We start from the raw sequence: 19,444 nt of genomic DNA on the forward strand, positions 1-19,444 counted from the left end.
TTTGGTAAAATGTCTATGGTGAAAGAAAATGCTCATTAAAAAAGTAACTGGGTGCAGCTACAGAGAAATTGAAAGGCTAGCTAAAGAAGTGGATGTAGTAATTAGGGAAACATGGACTTATACGTATAAGGACGATAAGTCATACTCAGAATTTCTAAAAGCATTTGCTGCAAATCCATCGTATACCTATACGCATCCGCCCCTTCAAGGCTTACTGTTTGATTATGAAATATGGACTTCGAATAGAGAATTAGCAAAAAGGATTCAAAAGACTTTTGGATGGCTTTCGATTGGAAAACCCCTAACGATTGGAGAATGGATCGGTAGGTTTATCGAGAGGGTTTGGACCAAAATTAGAAGAGGGCCTAGAAACATCCCTGCCTTTGAGACTTTGTATTGCCTATGGACAACTGCAGAGAGGGGTGAAGTCGAAAGAAAGCTAGCTAGCCTTTCAAAGAAGTCACAGGGCCCAATCTAATATTATTTCCCCCTTTCTCCTTTTTTTAATTTATATATTAACTAAGGGGGTTATTTTTCTATATTCTTATACATAAACCAATATATTGTTTCAGCAACTATTTTCTCGTAGCCAGTAGTTTCATCCTTTATTTTTTCATATATTCTTAGTGCTTCTTCCTTTTTTCCTAGTGCCCAAAATGCGTCTCCGATAAACCTGTAGGCCAAAATGTCAGATTCACTTCTAAACCGTTGTTTCTCCAATATAGCCAAGGCAATTGAGTAATACTTTAAGGCTTTCTCGTTATTTCCTTTTAACTCTTCTTGAACAGCAAGATCTAACAAATCTTCTACTTTGTAAAAGTCAGGAATTTTTTGCGTACTTTTGCACTTCTGCTGTAAGAAGGAAAGTGCTATTTCATCTCTCAAATCTTTTCTAATGGAGAGAGCGCGTTTGAGACATATTTTGGCTTCATTCCATTTTTGAAGTTGATAACTTACATGTGCAAACTGACTGAGGTTTTGTGCATTATTGGAATCTATTCTAATATACTTTAAAAAACATTCTCTTGCTTCAGATAGTTTATGATATTTCACTAGCCTGTTTCCTACAAAATTCCACTCTTTGATATCTTTCAAATAGTATGCTACATCAGCGTAATACTTCCAAAATATTGACATCTCACTTTTCCCTAATTTTTCATAACTTACTGCTACATACAATAATATATCCGGTATAAAAGAAAATACCTTTTCTTTTTCCTTCATCTTAGATGTAAGAAAACTCTCTTTAAACTTCTCAAATGCATTAATAGTTTCTTGGTACTCATTTATTTTATACATCCAATTAATTAAGTTAAAATAGCTTATGGGGGGATTCTCTATTTCTGCGATTTTGAATAGGAATTCTTTTGCCTTTGGAATGTTTCCCATGCGTCTGTAGCATAGTCCAATTCTTCCATAAAACCAACTGAGATGCACTCTTTTTTCTACATCACCTAGATTATTTGATTTAAGGAGAAGATTAATCCCCCTTTCTAATATGGGTATTGCATCTTCGGGTTTTTCCATCACCAAGAGATCTTCTCCATAGTCTCCACAATTCTTCCAGTTATCTGGATTGAGCTGATACGCCTTTTCGGAACACTCAATGCGAGCCTGAACACATTTATAATAAAGATCAGGCTTGGTTCTTTTCTTAATCCCAGTTTCCTTCATTAATTCCACGATATAATTTCTTACAGTGCCATATCCTATTGAAGTGTTTTCGACTCTTGCGGATTGAAGATAATTATCCAAGGCATTTTCTAGATCTTCAATTTTGCCTGTTACTTGGTAAGACAGCTTATAAGAATCGGCCAGCGTAAGGTAGGTTATGTAGTCTTTTATTCCCTGCTCTTTCTGATACTTTATGACCTCCTTGTGTAAACTTTCGATTTTTTCCTTCCAACGCTGAAATTCCTGTGTGCCATGTTTGTATTTTGGCAAAATGCGTTTTTGTAAGTAATGAGCGTAACTAACAAGTGATCTTAAATGAGTTCTCACTCCCAACTTATCGAGGGCATTTTCGTAACAATAAATTACTTTTTCATCATCATAAACTGCTTTATATTTTCTCGCTAGGCTCTCCCATAATTCAAAAAGTTCTTCCCGCACATAATCAATGTAATCTTTTGGAAGTTTTGATGATTGCCATAATTCACAAAAGTATTTAGTGGCATCGTCAAGATATTCCTCACCCATCTTGGCGAGATCAACGCATAAGAAAACATCTGCTTTATCTTTGAACCCATTTCGAAGGTGATTTCTTAGACTTATGGCAATATCTTCTTTCATACGTTGAAATTGCATGTCATTTATTTGTTTATAGAACTCAACTATATCTTTAAGTGAATAATCAATTTTTTCGGGTTGAGTTAGTCCTATACTAAGGCTTTCCCTCAAATGACTATCCATTGAAAAAAATTCCACATCTTTAAAAACAGAGCATTGAAGAAGAGATCTTAGATTTTTAATTTTGGTTTTAATATCCTTTTTCATTTCTTTCTGGACTAGTTTATCTATAACGAAATTGAAAAAGTAAGAGGAAAAATCTTGGCTCATGTGGAGGAGCAAAAGAAGTAAAAAGGGAATGACATTGTCCTCATATACATAATACCCTCTTTTTATTGTTTGCCACATAAGATTGGCAATTCCTTGGGGGAACTGACTAAGAGTTTCCTCTGAAAAACTTCTATTATTTGATTTCAGATCAGTGACTATGTAGCGGATGTAAATAGGTTTTCCTTCACTTTTAGAAGCCAATAGGTTCATAACTATTTTTTCTCTATCAGAAGGAACCTCGTACTGAATCTTATAAGAGTTTAAGTATTTCTTAAGAATTGCTTCAGGGTTTAATTTTTGAGGAGTAATCTCATATACAAAATAATTCTCAGGATTCTCAAATATTGGTGCAAATTCCTTTTGCTCCCTAAGATAACCATATTCATCATCTCTTATTGTAATGAGCACTTTAAAAGGACCGACTACTCCTTCCTCTGTTTTTCCTTCTGCAGCAGTTAATTCTCCGATGGCTAATTTAAATAAATAAAAGCATCGTTTCTTAAAAACTTCATCACCATCTCCTCGTTGCGGTGCATCAAGAACAAGAAGTGTTTCCTCTGGTTTATACTTAAATAAATCTTCTGCCCATAACTCATAACCATTCGGGTTAAGAAAAATAATTCTTTTAAAAGGTCTAAGTTTACTTTGTAAGAGTTCATCGAGCCTCCAGAGCATATATGTAGTTTTTCCCATCCCGGCTTTTCCTGTAATTATAAATATTCTGTAAGGATCAGATAAATTGAGAGGTTGAAGCATAGAAAAATCTACTTCTTTTTTAATGTCACTCCAGCTCCTTCTTAATATTGCTTCACCCTTAATGAATTTTCCGAGAAAGGGATCCTCTATGAAAGGTTTCGTATTAACCACTTTTTCTAGGTCCTTAGCATTTTTCACTTCATAAGTTGCTTTTATTTTTATTTTCGGGAGCCTTCTTTGGGATTTATACCTGAAACAAAGATCAAGAATTGGAGGAAGAATCTGTAGAATGATTATTAATACCGACAGAATAGACACTAATATTTGCCATGACAGGATAGTTGGGAAAAACAATGCTATTCCAACTAACATGATTATCGTTGTGACTATCGTAATCAACGTTCTTCTTTTCATTGTTATCAACCCCTGACTTCGAACCAACCCTTGAATTGATTTTGTTTCAATTCGTCGATGTTGGCTATTTTAACTTTCAGATCTTTTCCTGGTTTCTCCTTTTTAAGCCTAAATATTGTTCTTAAGGCAACTTGAATGACTTTTCTCTTTGCGGCATCATCGCTAGCAATAATGTAGAGAGTATCTGAGTACTCTAGGTTTTTCCTTATGTTCGTCTCTACCTGTTGTTTTGGTGATCTATGCTCTATTTCAATCCTCAAGATTTCTCCGTTTTTCTCTGCGACCAAATCTGTGTAGCCCCTGTGGCTCTCAGTTAAATCTGTCTCTATCTTCTCCTCTGCCTTTACTTTATATCCTTCTGGCTCAAGCCATTCTTTAATAACCTCCAATGCCACTGCTTTAGATGGCTTCCCTCCTCCAAGCTCGTTTATAGCCCTATCTGAAGGAATTCCGAATTTCTCAGCAAAGGCAATTTCTCCCCACTTTGAGAGCCAATAGCAAAAACTTCTTCCAAGCTTTGTGAACTCTATCAATCCCTTTCCTCCATCTTTGGGTAATTTGGCGAATTCATAGAGCTTTTCCTTGAATTCTTTGTATTTCCTCGTTGAGCATCCCCATTCCTTAAGTTTTTTATTTCCCTCCTCATAGATATCCGCTGAGCTGTAGTTTCCAACCCCAACAGCCCACAGAATAGCCTTTTCTAATGGATTTAGGGTTGCAATAATCTCCTCCAGTGCTGTTAACTTCTCTTTTTCTTCCTCAGGTTTTACTTTTTCCTTTTTAACTTCCTTTGGCTTTCTCTCCAGAAGATATTTCCTTCCAAAAACTATTTCTCCCATTAGCTTTTCAAACTCCTCTTTCTCAATTCCGAACTCCTCATAAGCTGGCAAAACTTCAGCAGTGTAAAGGGGTAAAACCCCTCCTTCAATCTTGTGCTTTGCGAAAAAGCACCTGTTTGGAAGCTGTTCAAGCTCCTGAATGTATCTCTCCCACTCCTCCTGATAAGTGAACCAATCGTAATCTGAATATTCTCTATTGAGCTTTACTGCTTTTACTTCTAATCCAGTTGTCTCAAATGCCTCCTTTGCTAAAATCTCAGCATCCCTCCTGCATACCCTGAAGTAGCACTGGATCCCGCAGTTTGTCAGAATTGAGTCCTGTAAATTCTTTGGCAACTGAGATAGGTTCTGATGGGCTAGAATTAAAACCAAACCGTATTTCCTAGCCTCTGATAGGGTGTCGATGAATTCTTCAGTTGCAAAGTTCTGAAACTCATCGATGTAGAGGTAGAATGGAACTCTTTTCTCCCTCGGTATATTAGACCTTGAGAATGCCGCCATCCTTATTTTCGTCATTAAAAGAGAGCCAAGCAGATCCCCATTCTCCTTGAGCCTTCCCCTGTCCAACTTAACTAATAAGATCTTCTTGGTGTCCATTATCTCTCTCAGATTGAATGATGACTTTTGATGGGAGAATATCTCCCTGATCCTGTCATCGGATAAAAAGGCATTGACCTTATTCAATGTCGATTCAATCCATTCCTCTCTGGTCTTAGGAGTTAAAGCATTGAACCTCTGAAAATACCTCTTTGCTATTGGATGAGTAACTCTCTCAAGGACATTATCCCTGAAATCATCATCTATTAAAAAGCGGGGCAAATTGTCCAAGGTTAGATCAGCCTCTATCAAAGCTATAAGTGTGTTTCTGAGAAGATCCTCCATCCTAGCTCCCCATGAATCAATCCAGATCTTCTTGAATGCCTCTACCAATTCGGCTGCAATTTCAGCAGATGAAACTCCTTCAATTTTCTCCAGAGGATTGAAAGCAACAGTGTACCTCTCATCAGTGGGATCTATTAAAACAACTCTCTCCTCAATTTCCTCTCTTGGCAAAGCTAAGGCCAAATAGCCCTTAACATCCTCAATTAAGTCTCCATGTGGATCAATAACTCCAAAGCCATTTCCCTTTTGAATATCCTGCCTTATAAGGAACTCAAGAAACTTTGATTTCCCAGTTCCTGAGGCACCGACAACATAAAAGTGGATTTTTCTATCCTCATCCTTTATCTTTGCCATCTGCCACTCCTTCTTATTCTCAGAGTAGTACCAGCCCAAGTTTAGGGTCTCAACTTCCTCGTATTGTCCTACTGATTCCTGTTTTGCTTCTGCTTTTTTCCCCGTTTTCTCATCCTTCTTCCCAAATATCCTGTTTAAAAATTCCATCAGGATACACCCAAGAACCCTCTAGATCTCCTGTTTATCTTAGATGGATCCTGATTCAAGCTGAGCATCAGCTTCTCAACAGCCTTCAGCAAAGAGTGATGGCAGTTTGTTGCATAAGCAGAGAGATCTTGGAGCTCAAAAAGATCAAGATCTTTCGGAGTTTTAAGTCCAAATCTTCCCAGCGTCAGAAGGTAGACCAAAGCATCGATTAGAGATGGAGTGAATGTCAAATACCATGACACATCCAAGTTTTCTCCGTAGTCCCTTGCTCCTATGAATATATTGTAAGGGTGCAAGCTTGCGCTCCTCTCTCTGACCTTTAAAAATTCTCTCTCAGCTCCAATAATCCACTTCATTACTCCCGGAGCTATTTTTGTCCTCTCTGCCTCAACGTTTGGCGCCTTGCTTTCCTTTAAGAAGTTTTCAGTGTCCTTGAAGATCTCCTCTGATTTCCCACTACCCTTTTCAATTAAGATGCCCCAGCTATCGAGAACCTGCTCCTTCCTCAATATCCCTCCTGGCATCAATGCCAGAAATATGCTGGAGATTATCATCAGGATTCCTAGGCCATAAAGCCATCCTGTGTTCACAAATCCAAAGGTCAGGAGCTGAATTAGGAAGGCAAAAATGATGAATAAAACTCCCAGAATTAGAACAAGGAACACTAACGATCTTGAAACTGGAGCCATGGATTACCCTCCATTTGAATTTGAACAAAAAGTTATTTAAAAACTTTATTCTCAATATTCTCAACATTCTCCATTCTCAAGTCGCCGGCTCTGCTCACGAAATCCTTAAATAGGAAAACCACATAATTTCATGTGGGATTATGGGAAAACGCGTGAATGTTACAATTTATGTGGATAAAGATGTAGTTAGAGAAGCAAAGGAAGTGGGCTTAAACATTTCAAAAGTCTGTGAAAATGCCTTAAAAGATGCAATAAGAAGGCTAAAGAGTGAAAACTGCAAAAATACGCCGGGGGTGGGATTTGAACCCACGAGGCCCGATTGGGCCACCGGCTCTCAAGGCCGGCGCCTTGGTCCGGACTAGGCTACCCCGGCCAGATCACTTAAGAGGAAGGAACTTACTTGACCTTGTTGCTCCTTTTCCTGGTTTGCTGTGCTTCACTATCCTGTTTGTCATCGCAAATTCGCCAAGATAATGTCCTATCATCTCAGGAGTTATCTCAACTTCCACGAACTCCTTTCCATTGTGAACAGCTATTTTCATCCCTACCATGCTGGGCAGGACTATCATATCCCTCCTATGAGTTCTTATCACCTTGTTTATCCCGAGCTTCTTGTATTTCTCTATCTTCTCGAGCAACTTTTTGTTCTCAGGAGAAAGACCCCTTTTCAGAGTTCTTCTAGCCCTAGCATTTAGTAAAGGTGCTAGATCGTATATTGACATTTTCTGCAGCTGATCTAATGTATATCCCCTTAGGGTGAACTCCTTGGACATGACATCATCCTCCCTTCATGAAGGAAGGGACCCGTATAAAAAATCTATCAGAGGAGCTTCTTTAATTTCTCCTCCAGCTCATTAAAATTAAAATTATCTATTATGATAATACCGGACTCCTTCAGCATGAACTTTATCTCATCGGGAATTTCCCCAGATATCACTATGTAATCTAGGCCCATATCAAGCTTTTTCAGGCTCAGGCTCATCGCCTTTCTCATGTTGATATCACCATCAAGCACTGATATAGCAATTCTTTTATCGCCTTTTTCCGCTAGAAAATCGATCTGATGATAGATCCCTGAGGATCCTCTTATCTTCTCCTCTAGCGTTATGTTAAAACCGATTTTCTGCAGTACCTTCAGTACTTCATCTCTAGGATCGAAGCTTTTTCCCTTCTTAACAAGCTTCATGCCGAACTACCTTCTATGATTACAAAGACATCCAGCATATTTAACCTTTCCCATCGAAAAGCTACTTCTTACCGCTGAAAACTTTAGTTGTATAAAAATCATTTCACTATCCCTGCCCTCTTCTTCCCTCTTCCAGTCTTTCTTGCGGCTATATGACCGACTTTCCTCCCAGGAGGAGCACCTCTTGCAACAGTAGTCGGTTTTCCTGGTCTCTTATGCGATCCTCCTCCATGTGGATGGGATACTGGATTCATCGCAACTCCTCTGACAACAGGCCACCTCTTTGGGTGGACCCTCTCCCTGTAGTACTTTATCCCCGCCTTCAGGAAAGGCTTTTCCATCCTTCCTCCTCCAGCAACTATTCCTATTGTTGCCCTGTTCTCAGCCGAAACCACTTTCTCCTTTCTGGATGGAAGCCTGAGTATCACATTATTTCCTTCGTGAGAGAAGACAACAGCATATGCCCCGCTCCTTCTCGCTATCCTGCCGCCATCCCCCTTTCTTATCTCCACATTGCACACTAATGTACCATCTGGTATCCTACTCAAGGGAAGAACGTTCCCAGTTTTAACACTTGCTTCGGGTCCTATCTCTATTATCTGTCCTATGTGAACTCCTTCAGGTGGCAAATACAGCATTTCTGATCCATCTTCAAGCTCCAGAACTGCAAGAGGGGTCCATCTCCCGGGTTCATGGAGAAAGGCCTTTATCCTTCCTCTAATTGTCTCCTCCGAAGCTGCAGGATATTTTACATCTCCCAGCTTGAGATGATCCCTCGCTCTGAACTGTATTCCCCCTCTTCCCTTCCTTTGCACCAGTATTCTCTTTCCCATCACATCACCCCACTGTTATGCCAAGCTGTGCCTCTATATCCGTGGCCTTGAACTCCGGGCTCAGCCTAACTATTGCTCTCTTCCTGCCATCAGGTGCTATATAAGTGTTCACTTTTATCACCTTTACATTAAAAGCTTTTTCAACAGCCTCCTTTATCTCAGGCTTCTTGGCTTTTCTATCAACTATAAAAACAAGTTTGTTCTCAGATTCAGCCATTTTTATGGCTTTCTCTGAAGCAACTGGTTTTATAAGTATTGAATACGGATCCCTCATCCGATCACCCCTATGTTCCTGCTCAGGAACTCCAGAGAGGATCTACTCCATATGGTAAGCCTTCCAGGAACCCCTCCAGGGGCTAGATCTATCACGCTAAGATTTCTCACGGGAACAACTTCTACTCCGGGTATGTTCCTAGCTGAAAGCCTCAGAGAAGCATCATCCTTCAGAACAACAAAGAGAGGACCTCTTGCCCTTTTCCTTATTCTTCCCCTGTACTTCCCCTTTCCAGCTCTTATCTTCTTAAACCTTCTCTTAAGCCTCTCTAGCTCATTCTGAAGGCCCAATTTTATGAGCAGATCTTCAACATCCTTTGTCTTTTTTATCTCCTCAACTTCATCTGTCATCACTATTGGGACTTCTTTTACTCCATTCAGCCTATGCCTTCTTGATACAAGCTCTATTGAAGCTGTTGCAGCTAAAGCTGATATCAGCCCAAGGCGCTTCTCCTTCTTGTTGACTCTCTCCAGGACAACTTTCTCAACTCTAGGAGCTCCCACTCTCACTCCTTTAACAGCTTGATTCGCTCTTGCTGCCCTTCCTGCAGCTGAATATCCCCTTCCCTTAACTCTTGGAACCCTTGCCACTCCATGACCTACCCCCCATGACTCAGCACTTGTCCTCAAGCCTGCATACCTATCCCTTCCTTGTGGTTGTATTGATGCAGTTAGAATGGAGAGATAAACTCTTCTTATCACATCCGGCCTTATATCAGTTTCAAATAAGCTGGGTAGCTGTACTTCACCGACAACAGAGCCATCTATGCTGTAAACCTTTCTTACTATCATGAGGACACCTCCCTTATTGTGCTTATGTGAACTATCTTCGGTTTGCCAAGCTCATAGGAAGGAGGCCTTATTGGATGTCTCATCATGATGAACCTTCTCGGCGGACCCATGACAGATCCTGATATTATTATACAATCGCTCCTCACAAGACCATAGTTGATAAATCCTCCTGGCGGGTTCAGATCCTCAACAAGTTTGATCGGAACTCCATTCTCGTATTCCGCTGGCACTATCTTCATTATCCTCTTGTTGTACTCAGTTCTCTTGTGATATCCAAGCTGTCCTGGCCTCGGCACTCTCCATGTTATGTAAGGTGGATGCCTGGATCCAAGGCTTCCTGGTTTCTTCCTCCCTTTTCCCGCTTTGTGAGGAAGCATCTCTATTCCAAATCTCTTAACAGCTCCTTGGAATCCCTTTCCCTTTGTCACTCCAGTTATGTCAATTAACTGACCCTCTCTAAAAACATCCATAACTCTGATCGCGTTTCCAATGACATTCCTCGCATAATCTATCCTAGATTCAATGCTTCCACCTAAGATCGGAACCTCCAAAAGCTCAGGCACTTTCTTGCTGAGCCCCCCTGCCATCTGGGGATTGGTCCTCAGGATGAGCCTGAGGGATCCCACTTCCTCCTTCCTCCCTTCTATCGCCTCCATGGCTTTGTCAAAGTTCTTTATCCCACTTCCTATTGGAAAGAGCCTGGAAAGAGGATCATCCTTTTCAACAATGAGTCCTGTTGCAATAGGCTTTAATCCACTTAGCTCCCTCTTATATGCTCTTATTCCAACAACATTCACCGGAGGTGTCTCTATGACAGTTGATGGTACTGCAATCTCAGTTCCTGTTGTCGGCCTGCCCGGCCTATCCTCTATCGCTATAAGATGTAGCATTCCAACTTTATATCCTGGAAATCCTCCAAGCTTCGGTCCTTCCTTCAGCTCAGGGTAACTTCTAAAGCTGACTTTGGTCGTCTCAGCTCTCTTCCTAGGTCTAAACTGTAGGGATCCATGTCTTCTAGGCATCTAGTCCACCCTAAACTTAGGACATCCAACAGTTGAGCTGACAATGTGGTCTATAAAAACTTTCAAAAACAATTGATAAGATCAGACGTCCAAGATTACCACAGCTTTCCAGCCATCATCCTCAGGCTTCAGCTCTAAGTTATGATAGGTAACTGCTTTCACTGCTGTTCTAATCTCGTGCAAATCTGGGTTTAGTTTTTCGCCATAGGCCCTGCCCTTTGCCTTAAACTCGCCGTTTTTGCATATCTCAACATCGAAGGACGAGAAAACAAGTCCCTCCGTATCTGTTATGAAGAGAAGCTCCTCAAGCCAGTGATGAAGAAGTATGTCAAGCTCATTTGCTGACACCTCTATCTCCTTGTAAATGGACTTCCCAACCCTTGACACATCCACCATCGCATTATACATCGCCAAGCTGGCTGCCCTGAAGAGATCCTCCAAGCTTTTACCCCTAGCAACAAAGCCTATATCTCCCTCAACATCCAGATACTCATACTCCATGAGGACCCCTCATGGAGTGAGGACGATCACATAAACATCATCTACTCTGGCCGTTCTGGTGACTCTGGGAGGCCTCTCTACAAATATATATGATACTCCACCCTCTTTAATTGAGAATATGTTCACGCCCTCTGATGTCAAGTTGGATCCAAGCTTCACATCCTCGATCAGGATCTTGAGCATTGAGCCATTGAAGTGGAACTTCAGAAGAGCCTCACCTAGGTATATCTCCTTGGAGCTGTTTCCCTCGAGCGTTATGTTGAACCTGCCATATATCTTGCAGGTCCCTCTTTCCATTTTCACATTTGAGTTAAGGAGGCGAATATGCTGCTCAAAAGAGGGGTTTACATAGAGGGAGATGTTGAACTTATCGTCCTTCAGCTCAACTTCATAACCCCCGATTGTGGTGCTTCCCTCCTTCAAAGACTTGCCTAGCCACAGATCAAGCACATCTGTCACCTGCAGTGGCCAGCCATGCTTTTCGCCGAGACGGACATATGAGATATTGTAGTCAAGAGCACCGGGACCAGCCACTTTTACCAAGGGACAAATCCCTGTGCCATTTGCCTCAGCTGTATACACTGTAATCCCTCCTCCAGCTATTGTCAGAAATAGTGACCACATCAGAATGAATCCCAAGAAAGCAGTCCCGGCCCCTTCCCTGTAGACGCTGTATAGCCCGAGCTCCCTCCTCCCACTACTAAAGTAGAGGAATCCAGTTAAGAAGAGGAGAAGGACAAAGAGAGAAATCCCAAGATAGGCGTTTATCTTGAAAATTCCTGCTGCCATGCCTAGAAGGCATGATGCGATTATCTTCACGAAGAATATGGCTTCCTTATCGCTCAATGTATCCACCCGCCTCACTATTATAGATAGTTTTTATAACTGTTTCACCTCAGCCTCGAGGACTTCACAGACAATTTTCATCGCTAATTTACGGGAGTTTAGATAAAATCAGATGTCTTTTCGCTTTTATATCGAATAGAGAAGCAAATTTAGCTACTGGACAACTGAGCTCAGTCCAATCCCTTGGAAAATTCTATTCTTGGTTTTTCTCTCCTCTCAAATAGTTTTATAACATGCTTGTATTCCTTCCCTGATGGAGAGGAGATCAAGTCTCACGGGCATAGAGATCAAAGCAATAGTGGATTACCTGAGCCAGATCACTGGAAGCTATCTGAAGAACTTCTATCATGTTGGAGAGTTTTTCACGATGTCATTCAGCCATGGGATAGGGAGCAGAAAGGAACTAGTCATATTGCCAGGAAAAAGCATATTCCTCACGGATAGAGGAATAGAGAAACCAGAGGTCCCAAGCAAGCTGGCTATGGCGGTTAGAAGGAGGATAAAGGGTTCAAGACTTGTTGAGGTATCTCAGATAGGGATGGAAAGAGTTGTATCCCTTCTTTTCTCGTCGGAGAAGGGGAAGTTCTCAGTAAATATAGAGATTTTCGGCAGGGGAAACCTCGTGCTTACGAATGAAGATGGGATAATAGAGCTGGCATCAAGCTACAGGAAGTTCAGGGATAGAGAAATAGAAAGAGGAAAGCCTTATTTAGTCCCAAAGAGCAAATTTGATCTCGATAGCATTGAGCAGATGGATATAGAGATTTGGAAGGCCCTTACCAGCCTTGGTATAGGCCCCCCATATATGAACGAAGTTCTCGGCAATACAGGACTTGATCCCATGAGAAAGCTTTCCGAGATGAGCGAGGAGGAGATATCCTTCTTGAAGAAGGAGATTTTAAACCTGTATAATGCAATGAGAAACCCCACTCCTGTAATATATTTACAGGATGGAAATTATATAGATTTTTCATTTATAAAATTAAATTATATGAAAAGCAATTATAAGGAATTCGATGATATTATGAGAATGCTTGAGGAGTACTTCTGGGGATTTTTGGAGGAGAAAAAAGGGGAGAAAAGGGAGGAATCACTGGAGAAAGCGAGGAATAGATATCTGGAGGAGGCAAAAAGGATGAGGGAGATGGGAGATTTTATATTCAGCAATATTCCTGCCTTAGATCTCATTCTGGATAAGGTGAGAAAAGGTCTTGATGATCAAGCTGTCATGAAAATTGATAGAAGCAGAAGGTCCGTTGTCATCTCATTGAATAACATTGAGATAGAGCTTGATTACACGCTTAATGCGGTTAAGAATGCACAGAAGTACTATGAGATGGCAAAAAAGCTTGAGAGAAAAGCTGAGGGGATTGAGAGAATTAAGGAAGAAAAGGAGGAGAGGGAGGTTCTGACTTACAGGAAGAGGTGGTATGATGACTTCAGATGGTTTATATCATCGGATGGTCTCATGGTGCTAGCTGGAAGGGACAGGAACACGAACAGGATTCTGGTGAACAAGCACATGGAGGATGATGACCTGTTCTTCCACGTTGACATGCCAGGAGGGGCCGTTGTCATCGTGAAATGTCATGGAAAGAGCTTTGGAGATGCCACTATCGAGGAGGCAGCTGTCTTTGCGGCTTGTTTTTCTAGGGCATGGAGGGAAAAGCTCAGCTCAGCTGATGTGTACTATGTCAGAGGTGAGCAGGTGAGAAAACATCCACCACCCGGCATGTTCATACCCAAGGGATCCTTCTTCATAGAGGGAAAGAGAGAATACAGAAGGGTTGATCTAAGGCTTTCAATAGGAATAATAAGGCATGAGGATGAGCTTAGACTTATATCAAGTCCTCCAAGTGCCTCGTGGAGGATGATAGCTCATTTAAATATAAGACCGGGTAATATTACAAGGGAAAAAGCAGTACAGGTTATTAAGAAGGAGTTGGAGAGAAGGATGGGGGGCATGAAGTTGTCCTTGGATCCAAAGGAGATAATAAGAGCAATGCCTCCTGGGGACGTGGAGATAGAGGGATGAAGATGTGGGCTCCAATACCTCCTAAAAAGGAAAAACCTGAGGTTTCCCTTTTCATAGGGGAGATAATGACGAGAAATGTGATAACAGCATCTCCCAGCACCTCTGTTGCTGATGTTGCAAGGCTTATGAGGGACAAGAACATAGGATCTGTTGTTGTAATGGAGAATGGAAGAATAGCTGGTATAGTTACGGAGAGGGATATAGTCACGAGGTATGTCGCAAATCCCATGGGAAAAAGACCGGAAGAGATTGTCATAGGGGAGATAATGACGAGAAACCCGATAACAATAAGGGATAATGTGGATGTAATGGAGGCCGCAAGAATAATGGCTGAGAGGAATATAAGGAGGCTGATAGTGGTGAATTCGAGGGGTGAAATAGTCGGGATAGTTTCATCAAGGGATATAGTGAGAGTTGCCCCTCACATAATCTTCATAGCATCGGAAAAGCTAAGGCAGGCAAGACAGAGGACTGGATGGGCTCCATGAGGTGATCCATTATGAAGGTAAAGGATTATATGAGCTCTCCTGTTGTCACAATATCCCCTTATGATACGCTCGGAAAGGCTAGAAATCTGATGCTTGAGAGAGGAGTTCACAGACTAGTGGTGGTGGATGAAAAAGGCGCTCCGGTGGGAGTGATCTCAATATCTGATATCATAAGAGCTGTGTCATCGGGAGGTCCCCCTTGGAGGTGGAGGGACAAAAGCTCAGCGCTTTTGATGAGGTACATGAGCAAGGATCCCGTGACAATAGGAGCTGAGGAGACTGTTGCAGAGGCCGCAAGAATAATGGTGGAGAGAAATGTAAGCTGTCTTCCTGTTATGCTGAACAGGGAGTTAGTTGGGATAATAACAAAAACAGATATGACAAGGCTTTTCTCGGAGAGGTTTAGAGGGGCACTGAAGGTCAGGGATTTGATGAGAAACCCGACTTTTGTGAGGGAGACTCTTCCTGTCAAGAAGGTTTTAAAGCTCTTCTCGAAGAAAAGGGAGGATGCTATCGTGGTAGTTGCATCAAAGGAGAGACCTGTTGGATTTCTGACAGAAAGGGATCTGTTTTTCTATGAAACATCGAGAGCAAAGGGATATTCAGTCATTAACTCTGAGTTTGGAAGGATAAGCGGCGAGATAAAGGAAAGGAGAGTTTCAGAAGTGGCTAGGGAGATAAGGGCAACGCTGAATCCAGAGCTTGATGCAGCAAAAGCTGCAAGGATGATGCTGGACTGGGGTGTTACGGGGCTTCCTGTGGCAGATGGAGATAAGCTTATAGGTGTGCTGACAAAGAGGGATATAGTGAGGGGTGTTTCAATTGTCTCTAGCAGAGAAGAAGGTTGAGGAGCTGATGACAAGTCCCCCTGTCTGCATATCGAAGGATTCCCCTGTAGGAAAGGCATTAAGCCTCATGCTGGATCATGATTTCTCCCATTTAATAGCTGTTGATGGAAAAAGAGTTGCTGGAGTAGTTTCAATGTGGGATCTAGTTGATGTGCTGGGCTCATCTAGGTTCAGGAATGTACCTGTTAGCAGGATACATGTGAGCGCTGTGATGAGCGAGCCAGCTGTAACAATACAGGCTGATGATAAGGTGGAAGATGCAAAGAGGATAATGCTGGAGAGGGACTTCAGCTGCCTTCCTGTGATGAGAGGAGACAATTTAGTTGGGATAATAACGGAGACAGATATAGTCAAGATGCTGAAAGACAGCTCTGCTGTCAGGGATTTGATGAGAAGCTCCTATCCTAAGGTGATGCCGATAGACAGGATAGTTCATGCTAGGGCCATAATGATAGAGAACGGGGTGAGGGTGATACCAGTTGTTGAAGAGGGAAGACTTGTCGGCATTGTCACGGAAAGAGCTCTTGCAAAGGCCTTTTATCATCTTAGAGATGAATCAAGAGTATCCCATATAGAGGAAGCTGTCAGAAGAGTTATAGTTGAGGATGTGATGGAGGAGTCTCCTGAGGTCCTGAGAGAAGATCAGAGCATAGAGGAAGCAGCGGCTCTATTCTACAAGGCGAGAATACCTGCTCTTCCCGTGATAGAAGGGGATCTAGTGAAAGGAATGCTGGAGAGAAAGTCCCTCTTGCTCAGAGTGTAGCAGAATCGAGAAGCATTGCAAGAAGGCCGAACAGCATTGAAGCTTTTATCAGAGTGGATGCCCTGCTTGCAGTGCTCTTGCTTATGTTCCAAGATATAAAAGCTGAGTAGATGAGGATTATAACAGCCAATGTGGAGAGGATCAGGTATATAAAACCTGATAAGCCTAAGATAAACGGAATGTATGTGAATAAAATAGCTGAAAGACATGTTATAGAGATTGCAATGCCAGCAGCTCTTTCCCCCCTGGTTGCAGCTATGGTCCTGACTCCTGCAGCTCTATCTCCATCTATGTCCTCAACTCCTTTTGTTATCTCCCTGGCCAGATTCACCAAGAAGGCTATAATCGAATACATGATGACCTTTTGGCTTAGGGAGAAAAGCCCTCCGTAGATTATTGTGAATGAAACGCCCAAACTGACCAAGATATTCCCTATAAGCCCCTCTTTCTTCAGTCTGAGGCCGTAGAGATACCAAGCAACTGAGAAGAAAAGAGCTATTGCAAAGTGAACTATACTTATAAAATATGATAATAGAGTTCCAGCTGCAGACAGCGACAGGTATAGAAGGGCTGCCTCATTTCTGCTGACAAGCCCGCTTGGTATTGGCCTGTATGGCCTATTTATCCTGTCTATTTCGACATCAAAGAAGTCGTTTATTGCATTTCCTCCCATTAGAATGAGAGGTGGAACTAAAAGACATATTATAAGACGATCCATTGGATAAAGGGGGATTTTTGCAGATAACCAGCCAACAAGAGCTCCTATCGATGCCAGAATTGCATTTTTCGGTCTCAGAAGGAGGACAATTCCCTTCAGCTTTCCCATCGGGATAGCAGCCAAGTTAAATATATAAATGGATGCATCCTCTGGTCTTTATGAGAAGAGCAAAAGTGGGAGTAATTGGCTGCGGATGGTTTGGAACAGCGCATGCCAGAGTGTACAGAGAGATAGGAGATGTTGACCTTATAGCTGTTTCCGATATAAATCTGGAAAGTGCCAGAAGAGTCGGGGAGATGTACAACGCAAGATATTACGGATCGCCCGAGGATATGCTTGAGAAGGAGGACTTAGATGCCGTTAGCATAGCAGTAACCCCTCAAAATCTCGCAAAAACAGCAATTTTAGCAGCAGAAAAGGGGATAAACATGCTTGTGGAGAAGCCTGTTGCAACCAGCAAGCAGGAGCTTGAGGCTCTTATTTCCGCTGTTGAGAAAAGCGGCGTCATATTCATGCCTGGATTCATAGAGATATTCAATCCAGCTATTGAGGAGCTCAGAAAATGCCTTAAATCAGGAGATATAGGTGATCCCCTTATGATATCATCGGAAAGGATGGGAAGAAACCCAAAGAGGCCCCTTGGCTGGAACATAGGGGTCTCACTTGATCTGGGAATTCATGAGATGTACGTTCATACATGGCTAATGGGACAGCCTGTGGCTGTGAGATCAATGCTAAGAAGAGGGGAAAATGGGTACGATGAGGCAGCTGTCTTCATTCTCTCATTTTCAAACGATGTAATCGGGGTTATATCAACTAACTGGCTCACTCCAGCAGGTGTGAGGAGGATAAGAGTTTCTGGATCCAAAGGAAGCGCATGGGTGGACTATCTAAACCAGACATTGGTGATAGAGAGGTCCGATCACTCGCTGATGCCCCAGATAAGGAGGAAGGAGCCCCTTTTGGAGGAGCTCCAGAGCTTTATAAGCTCTGTTATAAGCGGAAGGAAGCCGGATATAGATGAGAGGTTTGCAAAGAATGTTCTAGATTCCCTTTTCAGTGGGATTGAGAGAGAAGTGGAGATGAAGTGATAAATATGATGAGGAGGGAGGATGGAAGGATAATACTGACAGGAAAGCTTGCAAAGGAGCTGTACCTAGAAGGATATGGTGAACTTTTGAAAGATGGTCTGGAGCTGGATCCTGTTGAACTCGCATCCCTTATACAAAGAGGCACAATAAAGGCACCTTTGAGGGATGCTCTTGAGGCTCTGGCCGGAGATCCAAGCCTTTTTGTCAAGTACATAGTTTACTCAGATCTCAGAAACAGGGGAAGAGTTGTTGTGAATGAGAGAAGCACGCCTTTCTTGAGGCTCTATCCAGAGGGCGCAAGAATAGGGGAAACATCATCTAAGATCCTGGTCCTTCCCCTTCAGGAGGACGATATCCTCAGGCATGGGGAGATAATAAAATCCCTGAGCACAGCTGGAAAGCTCAGGAAGGAGCTTCTTCTAGCCATAGTTGATGATAGGCTTGATGTAGTTTATTATGAGGCAAAGCTCTTCAATCCAAAGAGGGTAAGGGATGAGAAAATCCTGCCAAAAGCCGAGGGAACTCTGATACATGACAGAGTTATTATATGGGATGAGGATATCGGAGGTGAGTTATACAGGAGAGGATTCTGGGGACATCCTCTTGGAATTAGAAAGCCCCAAATAAATGAGAAATTCAAAGCAAAGCTTCAGTTAAATCTTATGGAGTCGATCTATCTGATGAAGAAGGGATTTCTAACAGTGAAAACACCTGATGGAAGGGAGATTGATGAGAATTATCTGCTTGACTTGGCAATGAGAATAAAAGGAGATGTGAGACAGAGGTTCTCAGTTTTCTCGTACTGGAGGGACTTGGGCTATGTTGTAAAGCCAGCCCAGAAGTATGGAGCAAACTTCATGCTCTATGAGAAGGGCCCTGGACTGGAGCATGCCCCATATCTCTGCTTAGTCAGCAGTTATGATGACAGGATAGCTCCTGTGGATTTAATAAGAGTTGGAAGAATAGCGACAAGCGTGAGGAAAGAGCTTGTAATAAGTGTTCTGAAAGGGGATAAGATAGTAAACTACAAGATATCTTGGATGAAGATCTAGTGCAGATCCAATCTGGCGATCCTTCCGGATATAATCCCCATGAACACGTCATGTCTTATGCCCTTTTTCCTAGCTAGATCTGATGAAATCCTGTACCCTCTTCTAGTTCCCTCCAGATCGGAGAGCTTTACAAAATAGAAGTTTCTATCACCTTTTTTGAACTTAACTGCTATCCAAGCCTCAGCTCCCATTAAAGATGAGAGTTTCTCCAGCTCCTTTACCTCTTCAGGATCTATGTAGACCTTTTCACCAGATGTTGTCTTCACCTCTATCAGGAAAAACCTTCCGCCAATCCCAACAACTAAATCGGATGCAGGATGACCCGTGGAGCCGCTTCCAGCTACTCTGAGGGCAGCTATTCCATTTGACCAGAATAAGTCTAGAAGATCCCTCTCAGCCTTAACTCCTCTCCTCAT

The 19,444-nt window shown here is 42.2% G+C and carries 20 protein-coding genes, 1 tRNA gene and 1 pseudogene; 8 read left to right on the forward strand and 14 right to left on the reverse strand.

Annotated features, from left to right (window positions below):
• The first annotated feature begins 28 nt into the window (after positions 1 to 28).
• Positions 29 to 478 carry a hypothetical protein gene (locus D6D85_RS04535; protein WP_125670883.1) on the forward strand — a complete coding sequence of 150 codons (450 nt, stop codon included), beginning with the start codon at positions 29 to 31 and terminating at the stop codon, positions 476 to 478.
• A 50-nt stretch (positions 479 to 528) separates the two neighbouring features.
• Here D6D85_RS04535 and D6D85_RS04540 read toward each other — a convergent pair whose 3' ends face one another.
• Genes D6D85_RS04540 through D6D85_RS04550 form a run of 3 tightly spaced genes read right to left on the reverse strand, consistent with a single transcriptional unit; the run spans position 529 to position 6,580 of the window.
• Positions 529 to 3,669 carry a tetratricopeptide repeat protein gene (locus D6D85_RS04540; protein WP_125670884.1) on the reverse strand — a complete coding sequence of 1,047 codons (3,141 nt, stop codon included), beginning with the start codon at positions 3,667 to 3,669 and terminating at the stop codon, positions 529 to 531.
• 5 nt (positions 3,670 to 3,674) lie between these two features.
• The gene (locus tag D6D85_RS04545; RefSeq protein ID WP_125670885.1) at positions 3,675 to 5,891 is read right to left on the reverse strand and encodes a type IV secretory system conjugative DNA transfer family protein; all 2,217 of its coding nucleotides are present in this window, start codon (positions 5,889 to 5,891) and stop codon (positions 3,675 to 3,677) included.
• Positions 5,891 to 6,580: a hypothetical protein gene (locus tag D6D85_RS04550; protein WP_125670886.1), complete on the reverse strand. Its 690-nt coding sequence runs from the start codon at positions 6,578 to 6,580 to the stop codon at positions 5,891 to 5,893. The genes D6D85_RS04545 and D6D85_RS04550 overlap by 1 nt, the downstream gene beginning before the upstream one ends.
• A gap of 140 nt (positions 6,581 to 6,720) precedes the next feature.
• On the opposite strand from D6D85_RS04550, the pseudogene D6D85_RS16990 reads away from it, so the two are divergent.
• Positions 6,721 to 6,843, forward strand: a pseudogene (locus tag D6D85_RS16990) (type II toxin-antitoxin system CcdA family antitoxin); the annotation flags it as partial.
• A 22-nt stretch (positions 6,844 to 6,865) separates the two neighbouring features.
• Here the strand turns inward: D6D85_RS16990 and D6D85_RS04560 are convergent.
• The 9 genes from D6D85_RS04560 to D6D85_RS04600 all read right to left on the reverse strand — a co-directional run bounded on the left by D6D85_RS04560 (position 6,866) and on the right by D6D85_RS04600 (position 12,033).
• Positions 6,866 to 6,953 (reverse strand) — tRNA-Ser (locus D6D85_RS04560).
• 4 nt (positions 6,954 to 6,957) lie between these two features.
• Entirely contained in the window at positions 6,958 to 7,353 is a 396-nt protein-coding gene (locus D6D85_RS04565) for a 30S ribosomal protein S19 (protein ID WP_125670887.1), read from the reverse strand.
• Between the two features lie 47 nt (positions 7,354 to 7,400).
• Positions 7,401 to 7,766, reverse strand: coding sequence for a hypothetical protein (locus D6D85_RS04570; protein ID WP_125670888.1), 366 nt, complete (start codon positions 7,764 to 7,766; stop codon positions 7,401 to 7,403).
• A 98-nt stretch (positions 7,767 to 7,864) separates the two neighbouring features.
• On the reverse strand, positions 7,865 to 8,599 hold the full coding sequence (locus D6D85_RS04575) for a 50S ribosomal protein L2 (RefSeq protein ID WP_125670889.1): 735 nt from the start codon (positions 8,597 to 8,599) through the stop codon (positions 7,865 to 7,867).
• Positions 8,600 to 8,603: 4 nt separating this feature from the next.
• Positions 8,604 to 8,873, reverse strand: coding sequence for a 50S ribosomal protein L23 (locus D6D85_RS04580; RefSeq protein WP_125670890.1), 270 nt, complete (start codon positions 8,871 to 8,873; stop codon positions 8,604 to 8,606).
• Positions 8,870 to 9,664: a 50S ribosomal protein L4 gene (gene rpl4p, locus D6D85_RS04585; RefSeq protein ID WP_125670891.1), complete on the reverse strand. Its 795-nt coding sequence runs from the start codon at positions 9,662 to 9,664 to the stop codon at positions 8,870 to 8,872. Before rpl4p ends, D6D85_RS04580 begins: the two co-directional genes overlap by 4 nt.
• Positions 9,661 to 10,686 (reverse strand): 50S ribosomal protein L3, encoded by a 1,026-nt coding sequence (locus tag D6D85_RS04590; RefSeq protein WP_125670892.1) that lies wholly within the window; start codon positions 10,684 to 10,686, stop codon positions 9,661 to 9,663. Before D6D85_RS04590 ends, rpl4p begins: the two co-directional genes overlap by 4 nt.
• 81 nt (positions 10,687 to 10,767) lie before the next feature.
• Positions 10,768 to 11,187, reverse strand: coding sequence for an archease (locus D6D85_RS04595; protein ID WP_125670893.1), 420 nt, complete (start codon positions 11,185 to 11,187; stop codon positions 10,768 to 10,770).
• A 9-nt stretch (positions 11,188 to 11,196) separates the two neighbouring features.
• Positions 11,197 to 12,033, reverse strand: a complete 837-nt coding sequence (locus D6D85_RS04600) for an EMC6 family protein (RefSeq protein WP_125670894.1) — start codon at positions 12,031 to 12,033, stop codon at positions 11,197 to 11,199.
• A 253-nt stretch (positions 12,034 to 12,286) separates the two neighbouring features.
• On the opposite strand from D6D85_RS04600, the gene rqcH reads away from it, so the two are divergent.
• From rqcH to D6D85_RS04620, 4 genes are read left to right on the forward strand one after another with little or no spacing between them, the layout of a single operon-like run.
• Positions 12,287 to 14,068, forward strand: a complete 1,782-nt coding sequence (gene rqcH, locus D6D85_RS04605) for a ribosome rescue protein RqcH (RefSeq protein ID WP_125670895.1) — start codon at positions 12,287 to 12,289, stop codon at positions 14,066 to 14,068.
• Complete coding sequence (locus D6D85_RS04610; protein ID WP_125670896.1) at positions 14,065 to 14,556, forward strand: CBS domain-containing protein; 492 nt, start codon at positions 14,065 to 14,067, stop codon at positions 14,554 to 14,556. Before rqcH ends, D6D85_RS04610 begins: the two co-directional genes overlap by 4 nt.
• An 11-nt stretch (positions 14,557 to 14,567) precedes the next feature.
• Positions 14,568 to 15,404: a CBS domain-containing protein gene (locus D6D85_RS04615; protein WP_125670897.1), complete on the forward strand. Its 837-nt coding sequence runs from the start codon at positions 14,568 to 14,570 to the stop codon at positions 15,402 to 15,404.
• Positions 15,379 to 16,167 (forward strand): CBS domain-containing protein, encoded by a 789-nt coding sequence (locus tag D6D85_RS04620; protein WP_125670898.1) that lies wholly within the window; start codon positions 15,379 to 15,381, stop codon positions 16,165 to 16,167. Before D6D85_RS04615 ends, D6D85_RS04620 begins: the two co-directional genes overlap by 26 nt.
• Here D6D85_RS04620 and D6D85_RS04625 read toward each other — a convergent pair.
• Positions 16,157 to 16,993 (reverse strand): geranylgeranylglycerol-phosphate geranylgeranyltransferase, encoded by an 837-nt coding sequence (locus D6D85_RS04625; protein WP_125670899.1) that lies wholly within the window; start codon positions 16,991 to 16,993, stop codon positions 16,157 to 16,159. The genes D6D85_RS04620 and D6D85_RS04625 overlap by 11 nt on opposite strands.
• 50 nt (positions 16,994 to 17,043) lie before the next feature.
• On the opposite strand from D6D85_RS04625, the gene D6D85_RS04630 reads away from it, so the two are divergent.
• Positions 17,044 to 17,976, forward strand: coding sequence for a Gfo/Idh/MocA family protein (locus D6D85_RS04630; RefSeq protein ID WP_161969687.1), 933 nt, complete (start codon positions 17,044 to 17,046; stop codon positions 17,974 to 17,976).
• 5 nt (positions 17,977 to 17,981) lie between these two features.
• Complete coding sequence (endA, locus tag D6D85_RS04635; protein WP_125670901.1) at positions 17,982 to 19,028, forward strand: tRNA-intron lyase; 1,047 nt, start codon at positions 17,982 to 17,984, stop codon at positions 19,026 to 19,028.
• Here endA and hjc read toward each other — a convergent pair.
• Entirely contained in the window at positions 19,025 to 19,444 is a 420-nt protein-coding gene (gene hjc / locus D6D85_RS04640) for a Holliday junction resolvase Hjc (RefSeq protein WP_125670902.1), read from the reverse strand. The genes endA and hjc overlap by 4 nt on opposite strands.

Source organism: Candidatus Methanodesulfokora washburnensis (assembly GCF_003947435.1).
GTDB lineage: Archaea > Korarchaeota > Korarchaeia > Korarchaeales > Korarchaeaceae > Methanodesulfokora > Methanodesulfokora washburnensis.